19 protein-coding genes and 1 pseudogene are annotated in these 26,616 nt (G+C 71.3%); 13 read left to right on the forward strand and 7 right to left on the reverse strand.

The features are described 5' to 3' along the window. Nucleotides 1-36: 36 nt before the first annotated feature. Both OG329_RS36920 and OG329_RS36925 read right to left on the reverse strand, forming a co-directional pair. Entirely contained in the window at nucleotides 37-1,473 is a 1,437-nt protein-coding gene (locus OG329_RS36920; protein ID WP_405801067.1) for a Gfo/Idh/MocA family protein, read from the reverse strand. Between the two features lie 128 nt (nucleotides 1,474-1,601). Continuing rightward, entirely contained in the window at nucleotides 1,602-2,057 is a 456-nt protein-coding gene (locus tag OG329_RS36925; protein WP_405801069.1) for a MarR family winged helix-turn-helix transcriptional regulator, read from the reverse strand. Between the two features lie 170 nt (nucleotides 2,058-2,227). Between OG329_RS36925 and OG329_RS36930 the strand changes: the two genes are divergently transcribed. Next, nucleotides 2,228-4,075, forward strand: a complete 1,848-nt coding sequence (locus OG329_RS36930; protein ID WP_405802208.1) for an ABC transporter ATP-binding protein — start codon at nucleotides 2,228-2,230, stop codon at nucleotides 4,073-4,075. Nucleotides 4,076-4,630: 555 nt separating this feature from the next. After that, nucleotides 4,631-5,458: an endolytic transglycosylase MltG gene (gene mltG / locus OG329_RS36935; protein WP_405801071.1), complete on the forward strand. Its 828-nt coding sequence runs from the start codon at nucleotides 4,631-4,633 to the stop codon at nucleotides 5,456-5,458. Between the two features lie 48 nt (nucleotides 5,459-5,506). Here the strand turns inward: mltG and OG329_RS36940 are convergent, their stop codons facing one another. Further along, on the reverse strand, nucleotides 5,507-6,592 hold the full coding sequence (locus OG329_RS36940) for an NAD(P)-binding domain-containing protein (protein ID WP_405801072.1): 1,086 nt from the start codon (nucleotides 6,590-6,592) through the stop codon (nucleotides 5,507-5,509). 113 nt (nucleotides 6,593-6,705) lie between these two features. Here OG329_RS36940 and OG329_RS36945 point away from each other — a divergent pair, with 113 nt between their 5' ends. The 10 genes from OG329_RS36945 (at nucleotide 6,706) to OG329_RS36990 (ending at nucleotide 20,417) form a co-directional block, all read left to right on the forward strand. Then, the gene (locus OG329_RS36945) at nucleotides 6,706-7,128 is read left to right on the forward strand and encodes a YjbQ family protein (protein ID WP_405801073.1); all 423 of its coding nucleotides are present in this window, start codon (nucleotides 6,706-6,708) and stop codon (nucleotides 7,126-7,128) included. A gap of 47 nt (nucleotides 7,129-7,175) precedes the next feature. Continuing rightward, nucleotides 7,176-8,132, forward strand: a complete 957-nt coding sequence (locus OG329_RS36950; protein WP_405801074.1) for a GlxA family transcriptional regulator — start codon at nucleotides 7,176-7,178, stop codon at nucleotides 8,130-8,132. A 120-nt stretch (nucleotides 8,133-8,252) separates the two neighbouring features. Beyond that, the gene (gap, locus tag OG329_RS36955; RefSeq protein WP_405801076.1) at nucleotides 8,253-9,251 is read left to right on the forward strand and encodes a type I glyceraldehyde-3-phosphate dehydrogenase; all 999 of its coding nucleotides are present in this window, start codon (nucleotides 8,253-8,255) and stop codon (nucleotides 9,249-9,251) included. 143 nt (nucleotides 9,252-9,394) lie between these two features. Further along, the gene (locus OG329_RS36960) at nucleotides 9,395-10,396 is read left to right on the forward strand and encodes a LacI family DNA-binding transcriptional regulator (RefSeq protein ID WP_405801078.1); all 1,002 of its coding nucleotides are present in this window, start codon (nucleotides 9,395-9,397) and stop codon (nucleotides 10,394-10,396) included. Between the two features lie 183 nt (nucleotides 10,397-10,579). Beyond that, nucleotides 10,580-11,785: an extracellular solute-binding protein gene (locus OG329_RS36965; RefSeq protein ID WP_405801079.1), complete on the forward strand. Its 1,206-nt coding sequence runs from the start codon at nucleotides 10,580-10,582 to the stop codon at nucleotides 11,783-11,785. Next, a complete protein-coding gene (locus OG329_RS36970; protein ID WP_405801080.1) occupies nucleotides 11,782-12,762 on the forward strand; it encodes a carbohydrate ABC transporter permease in 981 nt (326 codons plus the stop codon). Before OG329_RS36965 ends, OG329_RS36970 begins: the two co-directional genes overlap by 4 nt. Next, complete coding sequence (locus OG329_RS36975) at nucleotides 12,759-13,580, forward strand: carbohydrate ABC transporter permease (protein WP_405801082.1); 822 nt, start codon at nucleotides 12,759-12,761, stop codon at nucleotides 13,578-13,580. Before OG329_RS36970 ends, OG329_RS36975 begins: the two co-directional genes overlap by 4 nt. A 10-nt stretch (nucleotides 13,581-13,590) precedes the next feature. Further along, on the forward strand, nucleotides 13,591-16,473 hold the full coding sequence (locus OG329_RS36980) for a glycoside hydrolase family 2 TIM barrel-domain containing protein (protein ID WP_405801083.1): 2,883 nt from the start codon (nucleotides 13,591-13,593) through the stop codon (nucleotides 16,471-16,473). Next, a complete protein-coding gene (locus OG329_RS36985) occupies nucleotides 16,470-19,181 on the forward strand; it encodes an alpha-mannosidase (RefSeq protein ID WP_405801084.1) in 2,712 nt (903 codons plus the stop codon). Before OG329_RS36980 ends, OG329_RS36985 begins: the two co-directional genes overlap by 4 nt. Before the next feature lie 87 nt (nucleotides 19,182-19,268). Beyond that, nucleotides 19,269-20,417, forward strand: coding sequence for a diaminopropionate ammonia-lyase (locus OG329_RS36990; RefSeq protein WP_405801086.1), 1,149 nt, complete (start codon nucleotides 19,269-19,271; stop codon nucleotides 20,415-20,417). 252 nt (nucleotides 20,418-20,669) lie between these two features. Here the strand turns inward: OG329_RS36990 and OG329_RS36995 are convergent, their stop codons facing one another. From OG329_RS36995 to OG329_RS37005, 3 genes and pseudogenes are all read right to left on the reverse strand, one after another. Next, on the reverse strand, nucleotides 20,670-21,932 hold the full coding sequence (locus OG329_RS36995) for a DUF2201 family putative metallopeptidase (protein ID WP_405801087.1): 1,263 nt from the start codon (nucleotides 21,930-21,932) through the stop codon (nucleotides 20,670-20,672). Then, nucleotides 21,929-23,233: an AAA family ATPase gene (locus OG329_RS37000; RefSeq protein ID WP_405801089.1), complete on the reverse strand. Its 1,305-nt coding sequence runs from the start codon at nucleotides 23,231-23,233 to the stop codon at nucleotides 21,929-21,931. Before OG329_RS37000 ends, OG329_RS36995 begins: the two co-directional genes overlap by 4 nt. 109 nt (nucleotides 23,234-23,342) lie before the next feature. Continuing rightward, nucleotides 23,343-24,770, reverse strand: a pseudogene (locus OG329_RS37005) (hypothetical protein). Between the two features lie 153 nt (nucleotides 24,771-24,923). Here OG329_RS37005 and OG329_RS37010 point away from each other — a divergent pair. Further along, entirely contained in the window at nucleotides 24,924-25,760 is an 837-nt protein-coding gene (locus OG329_RS37010) for an endo alpha-1,4 polygalactosaminidase (protein WP_405801091.1), read from the forward strand. A 39-nt stretch (nucleotides 25,761-25,799) separates the two neighbouring features. Here the strand turns inward: OG329_RS37010 and OG329_RS37015 are convergent, their stop codons facing one another. Then, nucleotides 25,800-26,555 (reverse strand): dienelactone hydrolase family protein, encoded by a 756-nt coding sequence (locus tag OG329_RS37015; protein WP_405801092.1) that lies wholly within the window; start codon nucleotides 26,553-26,555, stop codon nucleotides 25,800-25,802. Nucleotides 26,556-26,616 lie beyond the last annotated feature (61 nt).

The following is a 26,616-nucleotide window of genomic DNA, read 5'->3' on the forward strand; positions in this document are numbered from 1 at the left end:
GCTGTCCGAACGGCGTCTCGGCCCCTTTCCGGACGCCTACGTGGCCGGCTTCTCGGAGTCCATGCCGGGCCGGGACTTCTTCCACTCGCCGCGCGTGAAGTCCGGAATCCGCTGCGGCTTGCCGTTCGCCTTGATGGAAGCGTGGCTCAGCGGTACGGGCGCGGTCCATGTCGCCGCGTCGTACACGTCGAAGTCGGGCACGAGGCCGAGCCGGACGCACTGCATCAGGCGGAAGACCATGATGTAGTCCATCCCGCCGTGCCCGCCCGGCGGATTGGCGTGTTCCTTCCACAGCCAGTGGTCCCACTCGGCGTACGCGCCGAAGTCGCCCCACCGGTCGTTCGTGTGGTCCGGCTCGATGTAGATGCGCTCGGGATAGTCCTCGAAGACGCCCCTGGTGCCGCCGAGGCTGTTGATCCGGCTGTAGGGATGCGGCGTCGAGACGTCGTGCTCCAGCCGGACGACGCGGCCCTTGGCCGTCTGGACCAGACTGATCGTCCGGTCGCTGCTGATGTACGTCTCCTTCCAACTGGCGTCGCCCGGCGGCATGTTCTCCTCGCGGTACTGGGCGAGACCGAGCGCGGGCGTGCCGATGCTGGTGATGCTGACCGCGCGGTCACCGCGGTTGATGTCCAGATAGTTGGCGACGGGACCGAAGCCGTGGTTCGGATAGAGGTCGCCGCGCAGCCGGGTGTGCCACAGCCGGCGCCAGGGGCCTTCGTAGTAGTCGGGGTCGAACATCAGGCCGCGCAGATCGTGGTTGTACGCGCCGGCGCCGTGCAGCAGATCGCCGAACAGGCCCGCGTGCGCCATCCGTAGGACGCGCATCTCGTTCTTGCCGTACGCGCAGTTCTCCAACTGCATGCAGTGGCGCCGGGTCCGCTCCGAGAGGTCGACCAGTTGCCACAGCTCGTCCAGGCGCATCGCGATCGGACACTCCACGCCGACGTGCTTGCCGGCCAGCATCGCCGTTTTGGCCATCTCGAAGTGGAAGTCCCACGGAGTGGCCACATAGACGAAGTCGACGTCGCCGCGCGCGCAGAGCTGTTCGTAGTCGTCCTCGTCCTTCGTGTAGAGGGCGGGCGCCGGCTGCCCGGCCTTGACGACCTTCGCCGCGGCGGCCTGGGCCTTGTCCCGCACCGTGTCGCAGAGGGCGACGACCTGGACGCCGGGCACCGCGAGGAACAGATCGATCATGCTGCCGCCCCGGTTGCCGAGGCCGATGATGCCGACGCGGACCGTGGAGCGTCTTTCGAAGGGGACACCGGCCATCGTGCGGCCCTGGCGCTCGGGGACGGCGGCCCCGGCCGCTCCGGCGGGCTGCGCGGCGGCGGTGCCGGTGCCCAGGGCGGTGAGCCCGAGCCCGGCGCCGGCGACGCCCGCCGTCGTGCGGAGAGCGGAACGGCGGCTCACCGAGCCGCCGTTGTCGTTGTCCTGGTCCCTGCCGGGGTTCTGCGGTGCTGCGTCGTTCATGAAGCCTCCGTAGGAGCTGACGTGCGCGGCGGAATTGAACCTCGGGAAGGACCTTGGTAGTTGGGACTGGCGGTGCGCAAGGGGCACGTTTGGACTCTTCGTTCAAACCCTTGGACTCTTCGAAACGCTCAGCAGCGCCGCTCCGGCACGCCGTCCACCGGTCCGCCCACCAGCGCCGACAGCAGCCCCCCGAGCACGTCGCGCTGGTCCGCCGTCAGCGGGGCCAGGATGTCCTCGGCGGCCGACCTGCGCGCGTCGCGCAGGGCTCGCAGCACACCGCGCCCGGTCTCGGTCAGCTCGATCCGGATCACCCGGCGATTGGTCGGGTCCGGGGCGCGGCGGACGCACCCGCTCGTCTCCAGGCCGTCGACCAGGCTCGTCACGGCGCGCGGCACCACTTCCAGGCGCTCGGCGAGATCGGTCATCCGGGGCGGGCTGTCGTAGAAGGCGACCGTGCGCAGCAGGCGGGACTGCGCGGGGGTGATCCCGATCGGCTCCAGATAGCGCTTCTGGACGCGGTGGAGCCGGCGGGTCAGCCTCAGGAGCTGTTCGGCCAGCAGGCCGTCGGCGTCGGGGGTGCTCATGGCGGAATAATAACAGGACTACGTACATTGTGAACCTAGGTAACAGTGAGCTATGATCCTCCAAGTCTTTTCCGTACTCCGCGACACTCGCTGAAACTGGCTGAACCACCCCCTGAACCACCCCCCTGAGCCACTGCCTGAATCCCTCGAAGGAGCCCATGAAGGAGCCCATGAAGTCCGAACTGTCGACCTGGCAGCCCTCCGCCCGGCCGCTGGATCCCTCGCTGCCCGAGCCGCCGGCCCAGCTCCGCCGTATCTTCCGGCTGTTCCGTCCCTACCGAGGCAGGCTCGCGGTCGTCGGCCTGCTCGTCGGGGCCTCGTCCCTCGTGGCCGTCGCCTCGCCCTTCATGCTGCGCGAGATCCTTGACACCGCGATCCCGCAGGGTCGCACCGGGCTGCTCAGCCTGCTCGCCCTCGGCATGATCCTCACCGCCGTCCTCAGCGGCGTCTTCGGCGTCGCCCAGACGCTCATCTCCACGACGGTCGGCCAGCGCGTCATGCACGACCTGCGGACAGCCGTCTACGCGCAGTTGCAGCGCATGCCGCTCGCGTTCTTCACCCGCACCCGCACCGGCGAGGTCCAGTCCCGGATCGCCAACGACATCGGCGGTATGCAGGCGACGGTCACCTCCACCGCCACCTCGCTGGTCTCCAACCTCACCGCCGTCATCGCCACCGTCGTCGCGATGCTCGCGCTGGACTGGCGGCTGACCGTCGTCTCGCTGCTCCTGCTGCCGGTGTTCGTCTGGATCAGCCGCCGCGTCGGCCGTGAGCGCAAACGGATCACCCTCCAGCGGCAGAAGCAGATGGCCACGATGGCCGCCACGGTCACGGAGTCGCTGTCGGTGAGCGGTATCCTCCTCGGCCGCACGATGGGGCGCGCCGACTCGCTCACCAAGTCCTTCGCCGAGGAGTCCGAGCGACTTGTCGACCTGGAAGTGCGGTCGAACATGGCGGGGCGGTGGCGGATGTCCGTCATCGGCATCGTCATGGCCGCCATGCCCGCCGTCATCTACTGGGCCGCGGGCTTCGTCCTCCAGGCCGGCGGCACCGTCGTCTCCCTCGGCACACTCGTCGCGTTCGTCTCCCTCCAGCAGGGCCTCTTCCGCCCCGCCGTGAGCCTGCTCGCCACCGGCGTACAGATGCAGACGTCGCTCGCACTTTTCCAGCGCATCTTCGAATACCTGGACCTGCCCGTCGACATCACCGAACCCGACAAGCCCGCCGCGCTGGGCACGGTCCGGGGTGAAGTGCGCTTCGACGGCGTCGATTTCGGCTACGACGACAAGGGCGGGAAGACCCTCCACGCCATCGACCTCACCGTCCCGGCGGGCGGCAGCCTCGCCATCGTCGGCCCCACGGGATCGGGCAAGTCGACCCTCAGCTATCTCGTGCCGCGTCTGTACGACGTGACCGGCGGCCGGGTCCTGCTCGACGGGGTCGACGTACGCGACCTGGCCTTCGACACCCTCGCCGGCGCGGTCGGCGTCGTGTCGCAGGAGACGTATCTCTTCCACGCCTCGGTCGCCGACAACCTTCGCTTCGCGAAGCCGGGCGCGACGGACGACGAGATCGAGACGGCGGCCAGGGCCGCCCAGATCCACGACCACATCGCCTCCCTGCCCGACGGGTACGACACCCTGGTCGGTGAGCGCGGATACCGGTTCTCCGGCGGCGAGAAGCAGCGCCTGGCGATCGCCCGCACCATCCTGCGCGACCCGCCGGTCCTGGTGCTGGACGAGGCGACCAGCGCACTCGACACCCGTACCGAACACGCGGTCCAGCAGGCCATCGACGCGCTCTCCGAGGGCCGTACGACCATCACCATCGCGCACCGGCTCTCCACGGTGCGCGACGCCGACCAGATAGTTGTCCTGGACGCGGGGCGCATAGCCGAGCGCGGTACGCACGAGGAGTTGATCGATCGCGACGGGCGGTACGCGGCGCTCGTACGCAGGGACGGCACGCTCTCGACGGTGCTGACCGCCGGGGCGGACGCACGGGTGAGCGCCGTCTGACACACGGCAGCGCCGCCGCTCCCTGGGACGGGAAGCGACGGCGCCGGTTGTGGGGGTGCGTCAGACCAGCCAGCCGACGAAGTGGACGAGACCGGCGAGCAGGTTGGTGATGACGTTCATAGAGGTGCGTTCTCCTTGTGATGATGCACAGAGATGTATGGCTGGGACAGCCATACATAGGTGGGCCAGCGCAGTCGCGGTCTGCAGCCCGTCGCTTGCGCACCGTAAGCATCTGTTGTCTCAGGGGAGTTGGGCCAAGATTCCCCTCGCGATCACACGTTCCAGCGAACATCCGCTCGCACGTTCGTGTGTTCGCGTCACGGTCGAGTCTCGGCGTAGCCCGCCCCGTGCGAGGTGCCGGAAACCGCGCTTTGTCCGGGTTAGCGTGCCCGCATGACGAACGAGCCCCCGCGCGCGACATCCGCGCCCAGGTCGTGGCACCTCGCGGCGTTGTCTTCAGTCGGCCAAGTACGTCCGGTACGAGAGCGATCCTCCGCCCTGCGATGCACCGCACCAGACGCCGCAGGCCCCGCCCTGCGGGCGGACGGCGCTCCTTTGAAGACACAACCTGGGCCCCGACTGACCCGCCGCGGCCGACTGGCCCTGATCGCGAGCGCGGTGGTGGTCGTCGCGACGGCCGTGCTCGTGCCGCTGCTGCTGACCGCCGGGCCACCCGCGGGGGAGGGCAGGACGGTGTCGCTGCTCGTTCCCGAGGGGCGGCGGGCCACCCAGGTGTACGCCTCCGTCGACAAGGTCCTCGACGTCGCGCCCGGCACCACCGCGAAGGCCGCGACCGCGACCCGGCTCGAACTCCCCGACGCCGCACGGCACAACCCCGAGGGATATCTGTTCCCGGCCACCTATCCCGTCGAGACCCGCACCACCCCGGCCGGTCTGCTCGGCTACATGGTCGACACCGCGCGCGAGCGCTTCGGCGCCGACCACATCGCGGCGGGCGCGCGGCGCAACGGCGTGACGGTCTATCAGACCGTGACGATCGCCAGCATCGTGCAGGCCGAGGCCGACACGGCCGCCGACATGGCCCGGGTGGCGCGCGTCGTGCACAACCGGCTGGCCAAGGACATGCCGCTCCAGATGGACTCGACCCTCAACTACGCGCTGAACCGCAGCACGTTGGACACCACGCACTCCGACACGCAGACTCCCGGCCCCTACAACACGTACGAGAACAGGGGCCTGCCGCCCACACCGATCGGCAATCCGGGGGAGGAGGCGATGAATGCCGCGATCAACCCGACGCGGGGCGACTGGCTGTACTTCGTGACGGTGGCGCCCGGCGACACCCGCTTCACCGCCGACTACGCCGAACACCAGAGCAACGTACGGGAGTTCAACGCGAACAGAAGCGCCGCGACAGACTGAGCAGCCACCTCCTGACCATGGGTCCGACGGCCGTGAGTCCCACGGCCCTCAGACCGGAACGGGTGCGCGCTCCAGCAGCGCCCGGATCTCCCGTACGGCCGCCCGCCCCGCCCGGTTGGCGCCGATCGTCGAGGCCGAAGGCCCGTACCCGACCAGATGGACGCGCTCGTCCCGTACGGCACGCGTGTCCTCCACCCGGATCCCGCCACCCGGCTCGCGCAGCCGCAGCGGCGCCAGATGGTCGATCACCGGGCGGAAACCGGTGGCCCAGAGGATCACATCGGCCTCCACGCGCCGCCCGTCGTCCCAGGCCACACCCGACGGCGTGATCCGGTCGAACATCGGCAGCCGGTCCAGCACCCCCCGCTCGCGCGCCCGCGCGATCGCCTCCGTCACCGGCAGACCGGTCACCGACACCACGCTGCGCGGCGGCAGCCCCGCCCGTACCCGCTCGTCCACCAGCGCGACGGCGGCCCGCCCCTGCTCCTCGCCGAACGGCCCCTCCCGGAACACCGGCGGCCTGCGCGTGACCCATGTCGTCCCGGCGGCGACGTCCGCGATCTCCATCAGATGCTGTGTCCCGGAAGACCCGCCACCGACGACGACCACCCGCAGCCCGGCGAACGCGCCGGGTCCCGGATAGCCCGCCGTGTGCAGTTGGCGGCCCAGAAAGGTCTCCTGCCCCGGATAACGCGGCCAGAAGGGCCGGTCCCAGGTGCCCGTGGCACTGATCAGCGCCCGTGCGGCCCAGACGCCGTCCGACGTCTCGACGCGCAGCCGCCCGCCGTCGCCCTCACGGACCGCCGACACATCCACCGGCCGGCGCACCCGCAGACCGAACCGCTCCTCGTACGCGGTGAAGTAGCCCCCGATGACCTCGGACGACGGCCTCGACCCGTCGGCGCCGGTCAGCTCCATGCCGGGCAGCGAGTGCATCCCGTGGATCTTCTCGTACGTGAGCGAGGGCCAACGGAACTGCCAGGCGCCACCCGGCCGCGGGGAATGGTCCAGCGTGACGAAGTCCCGGTCGGGCACCAGCCCGGAGCGCCGCAGATGGTAGGCGCTCGACAGACCGGCCTGCCCCGCGCCGATGACCACGACGTCCACGTCCCGTACCGCCCCGAAGTCGTTCACGCTTCTACCAACAGCGGAGGGCACCCGGAATCATCCCGTGAACGCGCACCCACACGCGCAGCCGCACGCGCCACGCGCACGCGAACGCGCCCCAAGGACGGCAGGATGGACCCATGCCCGACGCCTTCACCACCAGGATCGTGAACATCCCCACCGGCACGCACGAGGCCGTGGCGGACCTGACGCACCTGTGCGAACAGTTCCTCCGCGAGACCGCGTCCGGCCGCGACGGCCTGCTCCATGTCTTCGTCCCGCACGCGACGGCCGGAGTGGCCGTCATCGAGACGGGCGCGGGCAGCGACGACGACCTGCTCGCCGCGCTGCACACCCTCCTGCCGGCCGACGACCGCTGGCAGCACCGCCACGGCTCCCCGGGCCACGGCCGCGACCACGTCCTGCCGGCCCTCGTCCCACCCCACGCGACCCTCCCGGTACTGGCAGGCCGTCTGGAGCTGGGCACCTGGCAATCCGTCTGCCTGGTCGACACGAACGTCGACAACCCCGACCGGACGGTACGACTCAGCTTCCTCGGCTGATTCCTCGGCCGACCCGGCGGGAAACGCTCCCGCGTAGGCTGTGGCCCGTGCCAGCCTCCCGTCCGCAGCGTGCCGCCGTCCTGGTGCTGGAAGGCGCGAAGCCGCTCGATGTGGGCATTCCCGCGCAGGTGTTCACGGCCCGCGAGAGCATGCCGTACGAGGTACGGGTCTGCGGCGCCGCGCCCGGTCCGGTGGCCGGGGGCGACGGGCTGTCGTATCTCGTCGCCCACGGGCTCGACGCGCTCGAATGGGCCGACATCGTCTTCATCCCCGGCTACCGCTTCCCGGACCGTGACGACCCGCCGCAGGCCGTCATCGACGCGCTGACCGCGGCGCACGAGAGGGGCGCTCGGCTCGCCGCCATCTCGACGGGCGCCTTCGCGCTCGCCGCCACGGGCCTCCTCGACGGCAGGCGCGCCACGACGCACTGGCACTACACACGGGCGCTCGCGGCCAAGCACCCGCTCGTGCGGGTGGACGAGAACGTCCTGTTCGTGGACGAGGGCAGCGTACTGACATCGGCCGGCGCCGCCTCGGGCCTCGACCTGTGCCTGCACATCCTGCGCGCCGATCTGGGGGTGGCCGCGTCGAACCACGCCGCCCGGCGCCTGGTCGCGGCCCCGTACCGCAGCGGCGGCCAGGCGCAGTACGTACCGCGCCGGGTGGCCGAACCGCTCGGCGAGCGGTTCGCCGCCACCCGTGAATGGGCGCTGCACCGGCTCGGCGAGCCCCTGACCCTCACGGCGCTCGCCCGGCACGCGGCGGTGTCGCCCCGCACGTTCTCCCGGCGCTTCGCCGAGGACACTGGGTACACCCCCATGCAGTGGGTCATGCGCGCCCGCGTCGACGCGGCCCGCGAACTGCTGGAGCGCTCCGAGCTGAGCATCGAGCAGATCGCCACGGACGTCGGTCTGGGCACCGGCGCGAACCTGCGGACGCACTTCCGGAGCACCTTGGGCACCACACCGAGCGCCTACCGGCGGACCTTCACCCTCGGCGAGTAGCGTGACGCCCGTTCCGCCGCCGGTTGGCGCGATCCTTTCGAACCATGGCGTTCACGCCGCCGCCATGCGCGGACGCCGCACGCGAACCTGGTGGGGAACCGAACCGAAGGGACACCACACATGACTCGCATCGCCATCAACGGATTCGGCCGTATCGGACGCAACGCGCTGCGCGTACTGCTCGAACGCGACAGCGATCTCGAAGTTGTCGCCGTCAACGACCTGACGGAGCCGGCCGCCCTCGCCCGGCTGCTCGCCTTCGACACGACGGCCGGCCGGCTCGGCCGTCCGGTCACCGCCGACAAGGACGCCCTGATCGTGGACGGGCGCCGTATCGCCGTGCTCGCGGAGCGCGACCCGGCGCGGCTTCCCTGGGCCCGACTCGGCGTCGACATCGTGCTGGAGTCGACGGGCCGCTTCACCTCGGCCGCCGCCGCCCGCACGCACCTCGCGGCGGGTGCCAAGAAGGTGCTCGTCAGCGCACCGTCGGACGGTGCCGACGCCACGGTCGCGTTCGGCGTCAACACCGGCGCGTACGACCCGGCCACGCACACGATCGTCTCGAACGCCTCGTGCACGACCAACGCACTCGCCCCGCTGGCCGCGGTCCTTGACGACCTCGCCGGCATCGAGCACGGCTTCATGACGACGGTGCACGCCTATACCCAGGAACAGAACCTCCAGGACGCCCCTCACCGCGACGCCCGCCGCGCCCGCGCAGCCGCCGTCAACATCGTGCCGACCACGACCGGCGCCGCGAAGGCCATCGGCCTCGTGCTGCCGAACCTGGACGGCAAGCTGTCGGGCGACTCGATCCGCGTACCGGTTCCGGTGGGCTCGATCGTGGAACTCAACACGACCGTCGCCCGCGACGTCTCGCGCGACGACGTGCTGGCGGCGTACCGCGCGGCTGCCGAAGGGCCGCTCGCCGGCATTCTCGAATACTCGCAGGACGCCCTCGTGTCGTCCGACATCACCGGCAATCCGGCCTCGGCGATCTTCGACTCGGCCCTCACCCGCGTCGACGGCCGCCACATCAAGGTCGTTGCCTGGTACGACAACGAGTGGGGCTTCTCCAACCGACTGATCGACACGCTCGAACTCCTCGCCGCCTCCTGACCGTCCGCCTGACCGCCTCCTGACCCGACCCCCTGACCGGCCTCCGCGCCGTACGACATCGCCCCGGCGCGCCCCGCCGGGGCATACTCGGACCCGTGCGACGCGCCCGTGTCGTCGGATGTGCGGATGTGTGGTGGTGAGCGATGGTGCCGTCGGGGACCGAATCCCGCAGGGTGACGATCCACGATGTCGCCCGGTCGGCCGGGGTGTCCCGGCAGACCGTGTCACGGGCCCTCAACGACAAGGGCGAGATCCACGGCTCCACCAAGCAGCGGGTGCTCGACGCCGCTCTCGCGCTGGGATACCGCCCGAGCCGGTTCGCCAGGGGGCTGGTCAGACAGGACACCATCAGCGTCGGGCTGGTCATTCCCGATCTGCTCAACCCGTTCTTCACCGAGGTCGCCGCCGCCGCGCTGGAAGCGGCGCGGGCCCGGGGCTGGCACGTCCTCGTGTACGACACCGCCGACAGCGCCGAGGAGGAGCGCGGCACCCTGGAGGTGATCGCCTCACAAGTGGACGCCGTCGTCGGGTACTTCAGCCGGTCCGAGGACGAGATCGAGAAGCTGACGCGCGGAGTCCCGGTCGTCCTCATCGACCGTGAGCGGCGCACCGAGCGGTTCAGCTCGATTCGTATCGACGGTGCGGACGGTGTCAAGGCGGCGATCACGCATCTGGTCAAGACCGGTCACCGGCGCATCGGCATGCTCGACCACGCGGGCCGGTCCGAACCGAGCGTGCGGCACGCGTGGTTCGCCGCCGCGATGGTGGCGTGCGGGCTCGACGCGGGGCCGGTGCGCGGTGCGGACCAGAGCGTCGAGGGCGGCGAGAGCGCGCTGGAGGCGCTGCTGGCCGAACACCCCGATGTGACCGCCGTGTTCACCTTCAACGACATCATCGCCATCGGCGCGCTGCGTGCCGCGCGCCGCCTGGGCCGGCACATCCCCCGGGATCTCGCCGTGATCGGTTTCGACGGTCTGCGGCTCGGCACGCTGGTCGAGCCGCCGCTGTCGACCGTGGCACTGGACACCCGCGCTCTCGGGGCGCTCGCCGTGGAACAGGCCGCGCGTCTGCTGACCGGGAGCGGCCCGCTCGCGCCCGACGAGCTGGTGGCGCGGGCGCGGTTGCTGGTGCGCGAGTCCGGCTGATACGCCACACCTCTTGACACATCGGCGTGCTCCGCCAGAGACTTCCGGGCAATTCGTGAACGTTCACGGGAGCGTTCACGGGCCTTGGAAGGGTCCTCAATGACGTTGACTCGACGAAGGCTCCTGGCAGGCGCGACCGCTCTCGGCGCCGCCGCGTTCGGAGCCGGCGGATGCTCAAGCCCGATGACCGCGAACCCCGGTCACCTCACCTTCTGGTACACGTACAACGGCTTCTCCGAGGACGTGCTCACCGCGGCCCGGAAGCGGTTCGCCGACGACAAGTTCGTCCCCTCACAGGTGAGCGGCGACCTCACCCAGCGGCTGCTCGCCGCGCTCGCCGGTGGTGCCTATCTGCCCGACATCACCATGATCGGCGACAACATCTCGCGGTACTTCAGCGACAGCGACCGCTTCGTGAATCTGAACGACCACGGGGCACGGGAGTCGGCGCCCGGCTATCTGCCCTGGAAGTGGCAGGCGGGCGCCACCCCCGAAGGCTTCCAACTGGGCTTTCCCATCGACATCGGCCCCGCCGCCCTCTACTACCGCCACGACATCTTCGAACAGGCGGACCTGCCCAGCGAACCGGACGACGTCGCGGCGGCCGTGCCCACCTGGGAGAAGTACTTCACCTTCGGTGAACAGATCCGCAAGAAGCTTCCCGGCCGCTATCTGATCACCGACACCAAGACGGTCTTCACCTACTCCATGGCCCAGGAGCGGCAGAAGTACTTCACCCCGGACAACGGCTACCTGGACGACCAGTCCCACGTCAGGCTGGCATGGGACCGCTCCGTCGAGGCGTACCGGCGCCGGCTCACCGCTGGGTTCGGCGGCTCGCAGACCGCCAGCGGCCAGTCCGTCGACCGGCACGCGGCCTGGAACACCGGCCAGGAGGTCAGCCTCGTCAACGCCTCCTGGATCACCGGTGAGATCAAGCAGTCGGCTCCCGGCACCGCCGGCAAATGGCGGGTGTGCGCACCGCCCGGCGGGCCCGGCAACCAGGGCGGTTCCTTCCTCGCCATCACCGCGGCCTGCCCCGACCCGCAGGCGGCGTTCGACATCATCAACTGGCTCCAGAATCCGGCGAACCAGGCGTCCAACTATCTGGACATCGGCCTCTTCCCGTCCAGCCCCGCCGCTGCCGCGGACCCGCGGATCACGGCCCCGGACAAGTTCTTCGGCGGTCAGTCCGCCGTCAAGGTCTTCGCCGAGATCGCCGACCAGGTGGAGTACGCCTACTTCAGCCCCTGGGACATCACCCTCAGCGACACCTACACCGACGAGCTGACCAACGTCGAACTCGGCGGCAAGGACCCGGAGCGGGCCTGGAAAGACGCCCGTAACCGCATCGAACGGCTGCTGCGCCGACAGGGGGTGCTCTCATGACCGCGACATCCGACCTCGACACGACCGCGCCCGCGATCGACCGGCGGTCGGCGGACGACGCCGACTCCGCCCGGCGCCGCAGGCGGTGGCGTCATCTGCCGCAGTACGTGGCCGTGTCCCCGTTCTTCATCCTCTTCGCCGTCTTCGGCCTCTACCCGGTGTTCTACTCGCTCTACCTGTCGCTCCAGCGCTGGGACGGCGTCGGCCCGATGAAGTTCGTCGGCCTGGAGAACTTCCGCTATCTGCTCACCGACAGCCAGTTCTGGGACTCGATCGCCAACACCCTGATCATCTGGGTGATTTCGACCGTTCCGATGACCGTGCTCGCCCTGCTCATCGCCCTCGGCCTGAACTCGTCGGTCCGCTTCAAGGGCGCGCTGCGCGTCGCGTACTTCATGCCCAACGTGACGTCCATCGTGGCCATGTCGCTGGTGTTCGGCTCGATCTTCAGCGGTGAGTTCGGCATCCTCAACTGGTTCCTCGACCTGGTCGGACTCGGCCATGTGCCCTGGCTGACCGACCCGTGGGGGATCCGGTGCGCCATCGCCATCATGATCATCTGGCGGTGGACGGGCTACAACGCCATCATCTTCCTCGCCGGACTCCAGGCCCTGCCCACCGACGTCTACGAGGCGGCGCGCGTCGACGGCGCGAGCGCCGTACAGACGTTCTTCAAGATCACGCTGCCCCTGCTGCGGCCGGTCCTGCTGTTCTCGCTCGTGATGTCGGCCATCGGCGGCCTCCAGATCTTCACCGAGTCGCAGGTGCTGCTCGGCGACCGCGGCGGGCCCGGCGGCGCGGGCCTGACGATGGTCCTCTACTTCTACGGCACCGCGTTCGCGGACAACGACTTCGGCTACGGAGCCGCCATCGCCTGGGGCATCTTCGTCGTCGTCGTGCTGTTCTCCATCCTCAACTGGCGGCTCGTGCAACGCCCCGAGCGCGGCCGGGTCACTGTCAAGGAGGACGCGCGATGAGTACCCGCGGACGGATCCTGACGTACGCCGCGCTCCTCGTCGGCGCGGCGATCACCCTCTTCCCCTACTACTGGCTCGCCGTGATGGCGTCCAACACCACACCCGACATCTACTCCTCCCCGCCCAAGCTCGTCTTCGGCGACCAGTTGTTCCACAACATCGGCGAGGTCTTCTCCCGGATCGATTTCTTCGGCTCCCTGCTCAACACACTGATCGTCGCCATCGTGACGACCGTCGCCGTGCTGTTCTTCGACTCGCTCGCCGCCTTCACCTTCGCCAAGTACACCTTCCCCGGCAGCAAGATCCTCTTCGGCATCCTGCTGGCCACCTTCGTCGTGCCCACCCAGCTCGCCGCCATCCCGCAGTTCTCCCTGATGGCCGACCTCGGCTGGGTGGGGAGCCTCAAAGCGCTCATCGTGCCCGCCGCGGCCAACGCCTTCGGCATCTTCTGGATGCGCCAGTACGCGGCGAGCGCCCTGCCGGACGAACTGCTGGACGCCGCCCGCATCGACGGCTGCGGCTTCTTCCGCACGTATCTGCACGTCGGACTGCCCGTACTGCGCCCCGCGCTCGCGTTCCTCGGCATCTTCACCTTCGTCAATGTGTGGAACGACTTCCTGTGGCCGCTGGTCGTCCTCATCGACTCCCGCCACATCACGCTCCAACTCGCGCTGGCACAGCTCAACGGCCTCTACGTCACCGACTACAGCGTGGTCATGGCCGGCACGCTCGTCGCCATCGTCCCGCTGATCATCATTTTCCTCTTCGGCGCCCGGCACTTCATCCGCAACATCGCCGCCGGCGCCCTCAAGGGCTGAAGGGAATCCATTGCCCTCCTCGTACGTCGAAGATCCGGCCCCCGGTCATGGCTCGTCGGCCCCCCGTGCCGCCTTCCGCTCCGACGCGCCCGCGCTCAGCCTGGGCGGCGACTGGCGGTTCCTGCTCTCGCCGACGGCCGACGCGGCGCCGAACGGGATCGAACGGGACGACTTCGAAGACCGGGACTGGGACGCCATCCCCGTCCCCGGCCACTGGCAGCTCAACGGCCACGGGCGGCCCGCCTACACCAACGTCCGCTATCCCTTCCCGGTCGACCCGCCCCACGTGCCCTCCGACAACCCGACAGGTGACTACCGGCTGGCCTTCGACCTGCCCGACGACTGGCCCGACGAGCGGCCTGCTCAGCCCGCCGTCCTGCGCTTCGACGGCATCGACTCCTGCGGACGCGTCTGGCTCAACGGCAGCGAGCTGGGCGTGACCAAGGGCAGCAGGCTGCCCGCCGAGTTCGAGGTGGGCCCGCTGCTGCGCCGGCACGGCAATCTGCTCGCCGTCCGCGTCCACCAGTGGTCCGCCGGGAGCTACCTGGAGGACCAGGACATGTGGTGGCTGTCCGGTATCTTCCGCGACGTCACCCTGCTGGCCCGTCCGGCGGGCGGGGTGCGCGACTACCACGTGGACGCCGGCTACGACCATCTCACCGCGCGCGGCACACTGCGCCTCGACGCCGACCCCGGCGTACGTATCACCGTGCCCGAGCTGGGGATCGCCGGTCTGCCCGCCGGGCAGTCGGCACAACTGGCGGACGTACGGCCGTGGAGCGCCGAGGAACCCCATCTGTACGACGGCGAGGTCCACACCGACACCGAGCGCGTCCCCGTGCGCGTCGGCTTCCGTACGGTCGCCATCGAGGACGGCCAACTCAAGGTGAACGGCCGCCGTATTGTCTTCCGTGGCGTCAACCGACATGAATTCCACCCGGAGTCGGGACGCGTCGTGCCCCGCGAGTTCGCCGTCGCCGACATCGAACTCATGAAACGGCACAACGTCAACGCCGTCCGCACCAGCCACTATCCGCCCGACTCCGCGTTCCTGGAGCTGTGCGACACCTACGGCCTGTGGGTCATCGACGAGAACGACCTGGAGACGCACGGCTTCGGTGAACTCGACTGGCGGGGCAACCCCAGCGACGACCCCCGGTGGGCGGACGCCTACCTGGACCGGATGCGCCGCACCGTCGAGCGGGACAAGAACCATCCCTCGGTCGTCCTGTGGTCGCTCGGCAACGAGGCGGGCACCGGCCGCAATCTGGCCGCCGCCGCCGAGTGGACCCGCCGGCGCGACCCCACCCGTCCGGTGCACTACGAGGGCGACACCGACTGCTCGTACACCGACGTCCACAGCCGGATGTACGCGGCCCACGACGAGGTGGACCGCATCGGACAGGGCATCGAAGGCCATGAGCGCGTCCGTGAACGGCCTTTCATCCTCTGCGAGTTCGGCCACGCGATGGGCAACGGGCCGGGCGGACTGCTGGAGTACCGCGAGCTGTTCGAACGACACCCGCGCTGCCAGGGCGGCTTCGTATGGGAATGGCTCGACCACGGGATAGCCCAGCAGGACGCGGAAGGCCGCGCCTACTTCGCGTACGGCGGTGACTTCGGCGAGCCTCTGCACGACGGCAACTTCGTCATCGACGGACTCGTTCACCCCGACCGCACACCGTCCCCCGCCCTCGCCGAGTTCGCGAAGGTCTTCGAACCGGTGCGGATCACGGCGGTCGACGGCGCGCTACGCGTCACCAGCCACTACGACATCGCCTCGACGGCCCATCTCGTCTTCTCCTGGGTGCTGGAGGAGGAGGGGACCGAGGTCGCGCACGGCACACTCGCCGTGCCGCCACTCGCACCGGGGGACAGCGCCGATCTGCCGCTGCCCGCGCTCGCGGCCACCGGCGCGGAGAGCTGGCTCACCGTACGGGCCGCACTCGCCGCCGACACCTCGTGGGCACCGGCCGGACATGTGGTCGCCCGGGGACAGCTACCCGTCGCTCCGAAACCGGCGCCCGTCGCCCCCGCCGCCGGCGCGGCGCTTCACGTGACGGATACCGAACTACGCCTGGGGCCAGGCGTGTTCGACCGGGAGACGGGGCGGCTGACCGCACTCGGCGAGCTGACCGTCGACGGGCCCCGGCTCGACCTGTGGCGCGCCCCCACCGACAACGACCGTGGCTCCGACGATCCCGAGGAAGCACACTGGCGGGCGGCGGGGCTGCACCGGATCCAGCACCGACTCCGGGCCGTCGAACTGCTCGGCGACCGCCTCGTCGTACGCACCCGGGTCGCCCCGGCCGGTCACGGCTTCGGTATGCGCGCCGACTACCACTGGAGCGCCGACGACCAACGCCTGAGCCTGCGCCTGGAGTTGGAGCCGGACGGCACCTGGCCGTGCACACTGCCCAGGCTCGGCGTACGGATGGCGCTGCCCGCCGCCCTCGGCGGGGCCGAGTGGTTCGGGCGCGGACCGGGTGAGGCGTACGCCGACAGTCGCCAGGCCGCCAGGATCGGCCGCTTCACCAGCACCGTCGACGCGCTCCAGACGCCGTACGTCTTCCCGCAGGAGAACGGCAACCGCATCGACCTGCGCTGGCTGCGGCTGACCTCCACCGATGGGGCGAGCCTGCGTGTCGACGGCGAACCGGCCTTCGCCTTCACCGCGCGCCGCTGGACATCCGAACAACTCGACGCCGCGACCCACACCACCGACCTCGAACCCGGCGACACGATCGTGCTCAACCTCGACCTCGCCCAGCACGGACTCGGCACGGCGTCCTGCGGCCCGGGAGTCCTGCCGCAGCACCGCCTGCACCCGCGGAAGGCATCCCTCACGCTCACCTTCACTCCCTCGCACGCACAGGAGACACCGCCCCGATGACGGCGCGCGCCCGCACCCCTGAGGTCATGCTCGTCCCGCACACCCACTGGGACCGCGAATGGTACGAGCCGTTCCAGCGCTTCCGGCTGCGTCTGGTCGACCTGCTCGACGAAGTCCTCGACCGGGCCGAGGCGGACGAACGCTTCCGCTTCACCCTCGACGGGCAGATGGCGGCCGTGGACGACTACCTGGAGGTCCGCCCCGAACACCGCGACCGCGTCGTCCGACTGGTCCGGCGCGGCCAACTCGCGGTCGGGCCCTGGCAGATCCTCCTGGACGAGTTCCTGTGCTCGGGCGAGAACATCATCCGCAATCTGGAACTCGGCCACCGCCGCGCCACCGAACTGGGCAGCCCCATGCCGGTCGGCTATCTCCCCGACATGTTCGGCCACTGCGCCCAGATGCCGCAGATCCTGACCGCCGCCGGGCTCGACCACGCCTGTGTCTGGCGGGGCGTCCCCGCGGGCCTACCCGGCCACGCCTTCCGCTGGCAGGCGCCCGACGGCAGCTCCGTACGCACCGAATATCTCGCCGGTGGCTACGGCAACGCCGCGTACGTCTTCTCCGACCCCGGACACTTCGCCGGGCGCATGGCCGACCTCGGCCGGCGGCTGAAGCCCTCCTTCGGCGCCGACCCCGTCCTCGCGATGTACGGCACGGACCACTCGGCGCCGGTGGGCTCCCTGGTCCGACTGGTCGCCGACCTGGACCCGGCGGACGTCGACGTAACGATCACCACGCTCGCCGACTACATCGGCGCGCGCGACCCGCACGACCGGTCCCTGCCCGTGGTCGAAGGCGAACTGCGCAGCCACGCCGCCGCCAACATCCTGCCCGGTGTGCTCTCGGTGCGCCCCCATCTCAAGCAGGCGCTGGCCCGCTCGGAACGGCTGGTCGAACGCTACGCCGAGCCCTTCGCCGCGCTCTGGTCGGCCGAATGGCCGCGGAAGTTCCTCGACATGGCGTGGTGGCGACTGATCGATGCCTCGGGCCACGACTCGGTCACCGGCTGCGGCGTGGACGAGACCGCCACCCAGGTGTTCGCCCGTATCAGCGAGGCCGGACACCTCGGTCAGGCGGTACGCGACCGGGTCGCCGGCGCCCTCGCGCGGCAGGTGCCGCGTGACGCCGTGCTCGTACTCAACCCCACCCCGGCCGCCCGCGAGGACCTGATCACCGTCGACCTCGAAGTCCCCGACGAATGGGACGACATCGCGGTCGAACTGCCGGACGGCAGTCGGCTGCCCGCCCAGACCGAGGGGCGGGCCGAACAACTCCTGCTCTCCGAGGCCGTACGCGGTGCGGACCTGGCCGCGTTCCTGCCACGCGTCCACGGGCGCGAGCTGTTCGGCGGCGAGATCACGCACTGGCACTGCGATCCGCGGCGGCGCGTACTGGAGTTCGGCGTGGCGCGGCACGGCGGCGACACACCGTTCGACGTGGAGGCGGTACGCGCGGCGGTGGCCGGCGCGAGCGGCGACTGGACGGTCCGTATCACCCGGGCCGCGCTGCGCACGGTCACCTGCCTGGCGCGCGTACCGGCCCTCGGCCGGACGTCGTTGCGGCCGGTGCGGGGCGCGCAGGCCGTGCGGGAGCCCGTACGGGCCGAGGGCCGGACCCTGTCCAACGGACTGGTCACCGTCACCGCGCTGGACGACGGCACCCTACGGATCACCGCCGCGGACGGGACCGTGCTCGACGGTGTCGGCCGCATGGTCGACGGAGGCGATCGCGGCGACAGCTACAACTACGCCCCGCCCGGCACCGACACGCTCGTCCAGGCTCCGCGCTCGGTGCGTGTCTCCCCCTCGATCGGCGGTCCGCTGCGCGCCTCGCTCACCGTGGAGCGCGAGTACGACTGGCCGGCGGCGGTGGACCGGACGGCCGACCGGCGGACACCGGCCACCCGGCCCGGCGGCGTCCGCCTGGACGTCGAACTGCGGGTGGGGGAGCCCTTCGTCCGTATGGAGCTGACGCTGGACAACGCGTCGCTCGACCACCGGGTGCGCTGCCATGTGCCGCTCGCCCGCCCCGCCAACACCTCGTACGCGGAAGGGCAGTTCGCGGTGGTCGAACGGGGGCGCGGCGCGGAGGGTGGCTTCAGTGAGCGCCCGGTGGGGACATTTCCCGCCCACGGATTCGTGGACGCGGGCGGTGCCGGTCTGCTGCTGACCCAGGCGTGCGAGTACGAACTGCTCGACCAGGAAGTCGCGTTGACCGTCCTGCGGAGCACCGGCTGGCTCAGCCGTAACATCCACCCGTACCGCGCGGAACCGGCCGGTCCCCAACTCCCCGTCCCGGCGGCCCAGATGACGGGGACGAGTACCGTGTCCTTCGCGGTGCTGCCGCACGCGGCCGACTGGCACGAGGCCGGGCTCGTGCGGGCGGCCGAACTCTTCCGCTACCCGCTGCACCCCACAGCGGGCACGGGACCGGGCGAGGCCCCGCTCACCTCCCACCACGGTCTGTCGGTCGAGGGCGCGGTCATGACCGGCCTGCGCCGCCGGGACGGCGAACTGGAACTGCGCCTGGTCGCCGCGTCGCCCGAGCCGGTCACGGCGGTCGTACGAGGGCCGTTCCCGGCCGCACGCCGCGTCACCGTCCTGGGAGACGACGACAGCCGTCGGCGGCAGCCCCTGGTCACCGCGGGTACGGTCGAGATTCCCCTGCGGGCCTGGGAGATTGCGACGGTGCGTCTGTCGGAGTGAGACGCCGGGCTTCGCTCGCACGGCGGCGGGGATCGGAAACGACACGCTCGCTGGACCGATCGGATGCGCGGACCGCAGGCTGGGCGGATGTCTGAGACCGTTTCTTCCACTCCTTCTTCCTCTCCTTCTTCCACCCCCTCGTCCGCGCGGTGGTGGGCGCGGCCCGCCGCCAGGGCCTGGACCTGCGCGCCCGCCCCCGCGCGGGTGCGCGCCTTCCACGAGTCCCTGCCCGACTACGCGCCCACCCCGCTCACCGAACTCCCCACGCTCGCGGCCGACTTGGGAGTCGGGCGGGTGTTCGTCAAGGACGAGTCGTCCCGGCTGGGTCTGCCCGCCTTCAAGGCTCTCGGCGTGACCTGGGCGGTGCACCGCGCACTCGCCGACCACGCGGCCCACGGCGAAGAGTCGAGCCCCGTCACACTGGTGGCCGCCACCGACGGCAACCACGGCCGTGCGGTGGCCCGTTCGGCGTGTCTGCTCGGCCGAGGCGCCCACATCTTCGTCCCGCGGGGAGTGCACCCGCAGGCCGAGGCCGCCATCGCCGCCGAAGGCGCGCGGGTCACGCGGGTCGCGGGGACGTACGACGAGGCCGTGCGGCGAGCGGCCGACGCGGCGGCTGCCGCGCCGGGCGCGATCCTGATCCAGGACACCGCCTGGCCGGGCTACGAGCGGATCCCGGGCTGGATCGTGGAGGGCTACTCCACCCTGTGCGCCGAGATCGACCGCCAACTCGCCGCCACCGGGGCCGAGTTGCCCGATCTCGTCGCCGTGCCGGTGGGGGTGGGCTCGCTGGCCCAAGCCGTCGTCACCCACTACCGCAGCCGCCCGTCCGGCCGGGCGGCGGCGCTGCTGGCGGTGGAGCCCCGTACCGCCTCCTGCGTCCTGCGGAGCCTCACGCTCGGCGAACCGGTCAGCGTCACCACCGGCGAGACCACCATGGCCGGGCTGAACTGCGGTACGCCCTCCGGCATCGCCTGGCCCGTTCTGCACGGCGGGCTCGACGCCGCCATCGCCGTCGCGGACGCCGACAGTGCCCGCGCGGCCGGTGACCTCGCCGCCCTCGGCGTCTCGTGCGGCCCCTGCGGCGCCGCCCCGCTGGCCGGCGTCCGCGCCGCACTCAGCGGCGAAGGCGCCGACGAGCGTCGTACGGCCCTGGGCCTGGGCCCGGCCGCGACGGTGGTGCTGCTGAGCACCGAAGGCCCCGCCGCCAACCCCCTTGGCGCCCCCGCCCATTGAGCCGGCCAGGGCGCCATCTCCGCCGGACCTCGCCGACGCAGCGCGCACCGACTCACCGGAACGGGTGCCGGTCGGCGTCGGCACCGTCGTCCGGGGCATCCTCCGGCGGGCCGGGACTGTCCCTCCCCGCCCGGCGAACGGCTCCGCCCCCGGCGTCCCTTGGACAGTCGCCCAAGCCGCCGATGACCACTGCCGGGTGCGCATCTCTCGCTTTCCGGCGCCGGGCACGGGGCCCACGCCCGGCGGCGGGCCTCATCGTGCGCCGGAGGCCGACTCGATCGTGACCACTCGTGCCCACGCGGGCGGCGAGTCCGGTACGTAATCGGGGTCGCCCTCGTCCCACGACCGCGTCCGGCGCCGGTCGAACAGGCCCACCACCGTCCGGCACGGCGGCCGGGTGCTGGGCCAGGGTGTCTGGCCGTCCGTCAGGACCACGATGACGTCCGGGCGCGGCCCCGTCCGGAGCACCTTGGCGAAGCCCGTACGCATATCCGTCCCGCCACCACCCATCAGGGGGATTCCGGCGGCCCGGCACAGCGGGTGCACGAGCGAGGCCGCCGCGTCGCACGGCAGCACGGAGACCAGGTCCCGGCGGCCACCCACGGCGCGGGAGATCGCGGCGACCTCGTGGAGCGCGCTGCCCAACTCGGAGTCGCTGACCGACCCCGACGTGTCGATGATCACCGCCACCCGGGGCGGCTTGCGCCGCAGGCTCGGCAGTACGGCGCCGGGCACCCCGGCCGACCGTCGCGAGGGACGGCCGTACGTGTAGTCCTCGCCCGCGCCCGAGCCGGAAGTCGCCGAGCGGACCGCCGCCCCCAGCAACTCCCGCCAGGGCTGCGGCGGATGGAACGCCTCCTCCGCCCATCGCCGCCACCCCTTCGGCGCGTTTCCCGGTCGGGCGGTGATGCCCTGCGCCACCCGGAAGCGGACGGCGTCCCGTTCCTGTGGGCTCAGGCCGTGCGCGCCGTCCGGCCCCAGGTCCCACTCCCGTTCCATCCCGTCGGCACCACTGCCGCAGTCCAGCCAGGCCACGCTCCGCGTACGCGGCCCGAGCCTGAACCGGCGCAGATAGTCCTCCATCAGCTCACCCTCGGGCAGGTCCAAGTCCCTTGGATCCACGGCGCCTTCGGGCCGTACCAACCCCTCGCCGAACACGTCGTCGTTGATCTCGCAGTCGGCCGCGATGTTCATCCGCAGCCGTTCGCCCCGGCCGGTCAGCCCGCGCGCCCGCGCGACCCGGTCACCGCGTCCATGGTGGTCACGGAGCAGGTGCGACACCTCGTGCACCCACACCCCGGCCAACTCCTCGACCGGGGTCCGGGCCACGAACGCGGGCGAGACGTAGCACCGCCACTGCCGGTCGACGGCCATCGTCGGTACCCGCCGTGACTCCACCACGTGCAGGGCGAACAGCGCCGTCGCCATGAACGGCCGGACCCGCACGGCGTGCAGCCGGGCGGCGTACAGCTTGTCGAGATCCAGGGTCCCCGTCCCCGGTGCCCACGCGCTCACCGTCCGGCCCTCGCGACGCCGGAGACCCCGGAGGCCCCCGAGGCCCCCGAGACGCCTGCCGCACGGGCCGCCGCGCGGTCGGCCCGCCGGGAGAGCGACACCGCTCCGGCGAGCTTGTCGATCGACGCCGGAACGTCCCAGTCCTCCTGGCGCAGCGAGGCGAGCGTGGTCGCGGGAACGACCACCAGATCCGGCGCCCCGGTCTCCATCGCCCGGACCAGCAGTGCCCACGCCGCGTCCCAGCGCTCCCGTTCCGGGCGCGTGCGGACCGCCCGCACCACCCCGTCGAGCACGGCCTGCCGCAGATCGCCCCGCTCCGGCAGCGGCGCACCGGCCGGGTCGGCGAGAAGCACCTCGGGGTCCGGGAGGTCCATCCGGTCCAGGCTCGCCAGCAGCTCCAGCCCCGGACCGTCGCCCACGGTGCCCCGTACGAGCAGGGAGAGCACGTCCCGCGAGGAGCCGGCCGCCGTCGCGAAGGCGGTCAGCCGCAGCGTCATCTCCCAGCTTCGCGGCGACGGCCAAGGGCCGCCCTGGCGGGCCTCGTTGCTCGGGAGCCGGTGGACGAGCCCGGCACGGGCGGAGAGCAGTCCGCACACGGCACGGCGGGCGAAGTCCACGGATTCCGCGAGCCGTTCGGGGTCAAGCCGGGGCAGGGTCGCCCGGGGCCAGGTGCCGGCGAGGCCGCGCACCACGACCTCGTGGTCATGCGTCCACTGAAGATGTACGAACCGGTTGGCCAGCGGCGGGCTCAGCTCCCAGCCGTCGGCAGCCGAGGCCCGCGGATTGGCGGCGGCCACGATCCGTACGTCGGAGGGGAGTTGAAGGGAGCCGATCCGCCGTTCGAGCACGAGACGCAGGAGTGCGGCCTGAACGGCCGGTGGCGCGGTGGACAGTTCGTCAAGGAACAGCAGCCCACGGCCCGCCCGCACCAGCCGCACCGCCCAGTCCGGCGGGGCCATCGGGACACCCTGTTCGGCGGGATCGTCGCCGATGACGGGCAGGCCCGAGAAGTCGGAGGGCTCGTGGACACTGGCGATCACCGTGGTCAGCGGCAGGTCCAGCGACGCGGCGAGCTGGGTCAGCGCGGCGGTCTTGCCGATGCCCGGCTCACCCCACAGCAGTACGGGCAGATCGGCGGCCACCGCCAGCGTCAGGGCCTCCAACTGGGGGTCGGGGCGCGGTTCGGTGGTCGTGTCGCGCAGCAGGGCGAGCAGATCGCCGGCGACATCGAGCTGTGAGGTGCGGGCGGGCGGAGTGGTCGGGGCGGTGGTCGGAGGAGCGGCAGGCGTGTGTGTGGACAAGTCTCATCACCTATGGGTTCGTTGGTGGGCGAAGTGGGCGAAGTGGCATGGCGGGACCGGGGGACAGGCGGGGAAGTCCCCGGGGCGGTCCCTCGGGATGAGCCCGGTATCAGCGAGCGGTTACGTCGCGTGGGCGCGAACGGAGGTCACGGGGACGGGGATCCCGCGGCAGATTGCGGCCCGACCGGGGTCCCGGTCCGACCATCCCCGCCCTGAACAGCCCGTGGAGGACGCGCCGTTCGGCGGCGGCCTCCAGCGCGTCCCGCAGAGGGCCGCCGCGCAGCAGCGCCTCGGGGCCCAGCAGCCCCTCGACGACGGCCAGCGCACCGGCCGTGTCACCGTGGTCGAGGCGTTCGCGGACACCACTGAGACAGTCCGGACTGCGGTGCGCCTTGTCGATCGCCCGCAGACACGGCAGCGGAGTACCGCTGAGCGTGGCCAGCAACTCCTCCCGCCGGATCTCGTCCGGGCCGTGGTCCAGCGGGGCCAGTACCCCGTCCACCAGACCGATCCGGTGCTGAACTCCCCGGCACTCCACGAGCCGTGGCGCTCCCGCACGGTCCGCGATCCGGGACGGACCCGGCGGCACATGGTCCGGTACGAGCGCCGAGGCGACCAGCGGATGCAGCAGGTCCACGTCGATCAGACCGGCGCGGATCAGTTCCAGATCGGGCGGCACCCAGGTCGCCGCGTCGGGCAGGACCGGGAGCGCGGAGGCGACACCGTACGCGGACGCCGTCGTGATGCGCGCCACGGGCGGCCCGACGCCGTCCCGGTCCGCGACCAGCTCCAGGTCCAGCCGCCGCCCGGCCCCGAACCGTACGGTGAAGGCACCGGTGTCCCGCCCCTCGGCGTGCAGCAGGATGCCCGCCTCGGCCGCCCAACGGTCCACGGCGCACGGGCGCCCAGGCGGCACCATCGCCAGTACGTCCGGGTCCGTCGTGGGACGGCCGCCGGTGGGCGACGGATCGGCCCCGGACCGTACGCGAAGCTCGGCCGTCCTGCGCGCGTCCCACAGATGACGGTGCAGATCGAGCCGGAACCGCCGGTCGGGGTGGGGATGTGGGTGGGGATGAGGGAGCGGGTGGCCTCGGGCGCCGGCCCCGGTGCGGGATCCGTCCCACAGCGCGAGGCTGATCCGCTGACCGGCGTCCGCCCAGGCCGGCGGTGTCCGGACCACGAGCCGCACCGGATACGTGCCGTCGCGCCCCGCGACCTCGTACCGGGCCAGAGCGACGGTCAGCCCCGGACGAAGCAGCCCGTCGGGAGCGATCCTCGGCAGGTGCTAGCGCAACAGATCAGGAGCCAAGTGGCGCAGATCGGCGCGCAGTTGGGCCGCGAATTCCGAGCCGTGGACACGGGCCGCGGAACGCGGACGCAGATCGACATCGATGCCGGCCGCGGCACATGCCCCGGCCCAGTCGCCGACTTCACGGCGGGCGGTCGCGGTCTCGATCATGGAGGGCGGCACGGCGAACTCACGCACGCGCGGCCAGAAGGAAAGGCGGGAGTTCCCGTTCGCGGTTCCAGTGAGCATCAGCACTCACCTTGCGCGGACGGGACCCCCATTCTGACGGCAGAATAGGTAGTCATCGCGGTGACCATACCGCCCCTCCCTCCGATCTGCCAGACACATAGGTGTGTTGACAGGCGACGGGCCCGTTACCCGCCATCTTTCTGGAGCTGGACAGTGAGCATCGAACCCGCCCGTTCCCGTTCTCGTTCTCGTTCCCGCCGGTTCCTCACCGCGGTCGCGGCCCTCGCGGTGACGTTGATCACCCCGCTCCTCGCCTCGTCCCCCGGCGCCTCGGCCGCCGCCGTACCTCTTCCCCCGGTCCATGCCGGCTTCGACTACCAGCTCGGCGGCGCGTACCCGCCGCCGGCCGGGGTGAGCGTGGTCAGCCGTGACCGCGAGGATCCACCGGCGGCCGGGCTCTACAACATCTGTTACGTCAACGCCTTCCAGGTCCAGCCCGACGAACTTAACGAGTGGGCACCCGACCTGCTGCTCCGTGATGCCAACGGTGACGTCGTCATCGACGAGGAGTGGGACGAGGCCATCCTGGACATCGGCACGTCCGGCAAGCGGGACCGTATCGCGGCCAAGGTGAACGGCTGGATCGACGGCTGCGCGAGCGCCGGATTCCAGGCGGTGGAGCCGGACAACTACGACAGCTACGAGCGTAGCCGGGGCCAGTTCGGCACCGGCCCCGCGATGGACTTCATCACGCTGCTCGCCGACCACGCGCACGCCGAGGGCCTGGCGATCGGTCAGAAGAACACGGCCGAGCTGGCGGAGTTCCGCGCCGACACCGGGCTCGACTTCGCCGTCGTGGAGGAGTGCGGGGAGTACGACGAATGCGACTCCTTCACCGACCACTTCGGTGACAACGTGATCGTCGTCGAGTACACGGCCAAGGGCCTCGCGACCGCGTGCGCGGGCTGGGGGGACAGCCTCAGCATCGTCCGCCGTGACGCGGACGTCGTACCCGCCGGCAGCAGCGGCTACCTCCGCCAGACCTGCTGACGCTTACGGTCCATCAGAGTCAGCCGCCCGGAACGCGTTTCAGAAGGTGCGGCCGAACAGGTCGAGCAGGGCCGTCCAGTGCCGCTCCGTGGCCTCGGCGTCGTACATCGCGGTGTCCGACTGGGTGAAGCCGTGGCGGGCACCGGCGTAGACCTCGGCGCGGTGCCGGACCCCGGCATCGGTGAGCGCCCGTTCGAGACGGTCGATCTGCTCCGGGGGAAGCGAGCGGTCCTGGTCGGAGTGGCCGAAGTACAGCTCGGCGGTGATCCGTTCGGCGCCGATGTGCGGGCTGTCGGGTTCCTCGGTGGCCAGACGCGCGCCGTGGAAGCCGGCCATGGCCGCGACCCGGTCCGGATAGGCGATGACGGTACGCAGGGCCAGCGCGGCCCCCATGCAGTAGCCGGTGACGCCGACCGGTCCGTCGGCGGCGTGGGGGTCGGCGGCGAGCCGGTCGAGGTAGAACCCCGCGTCACGCACGGTCAGTTCGGGGGTCAGCGACTGCATGACGGGACGCAGGTTCGCCATGATCTCGGGGCGTCGGGGAGGGTCGATGAAATCGGGCATCTCCACCAGCGGGGCCCGGCCGGACCGGTGGTAGACGATGGGGAGCAGGACGGTGTAGCCGGCCGCGGCGAGACGGTCCGCCATCCGCGTCAGCGCCGGACGCGGTCCGAAGGCGTCCATGTAGAACAGGACGGCGGGGTACCGCCCGGCGGAGTCGGGGTGGACCAGATAGGCGTCGGCGGTTCCGTCCGGGGTGCGGATGTCGACGGTCGATCCGTGTACGGGGGTCATGGGGTGGCTCGATTCCTCGTCGTCAATCGTCGGACGGGCCACAACCCTAGGTCGGTGGGGC

The sequence above is a fragment of the Streptomyces sp. NBC_01506 genome (assembly GCF_045040295.1).
Classification (GTDB): Bacteria; Actinomycetota; Actinomycetes; order Streptomycetales; family Streptomycetaceae; genus Streptomyces.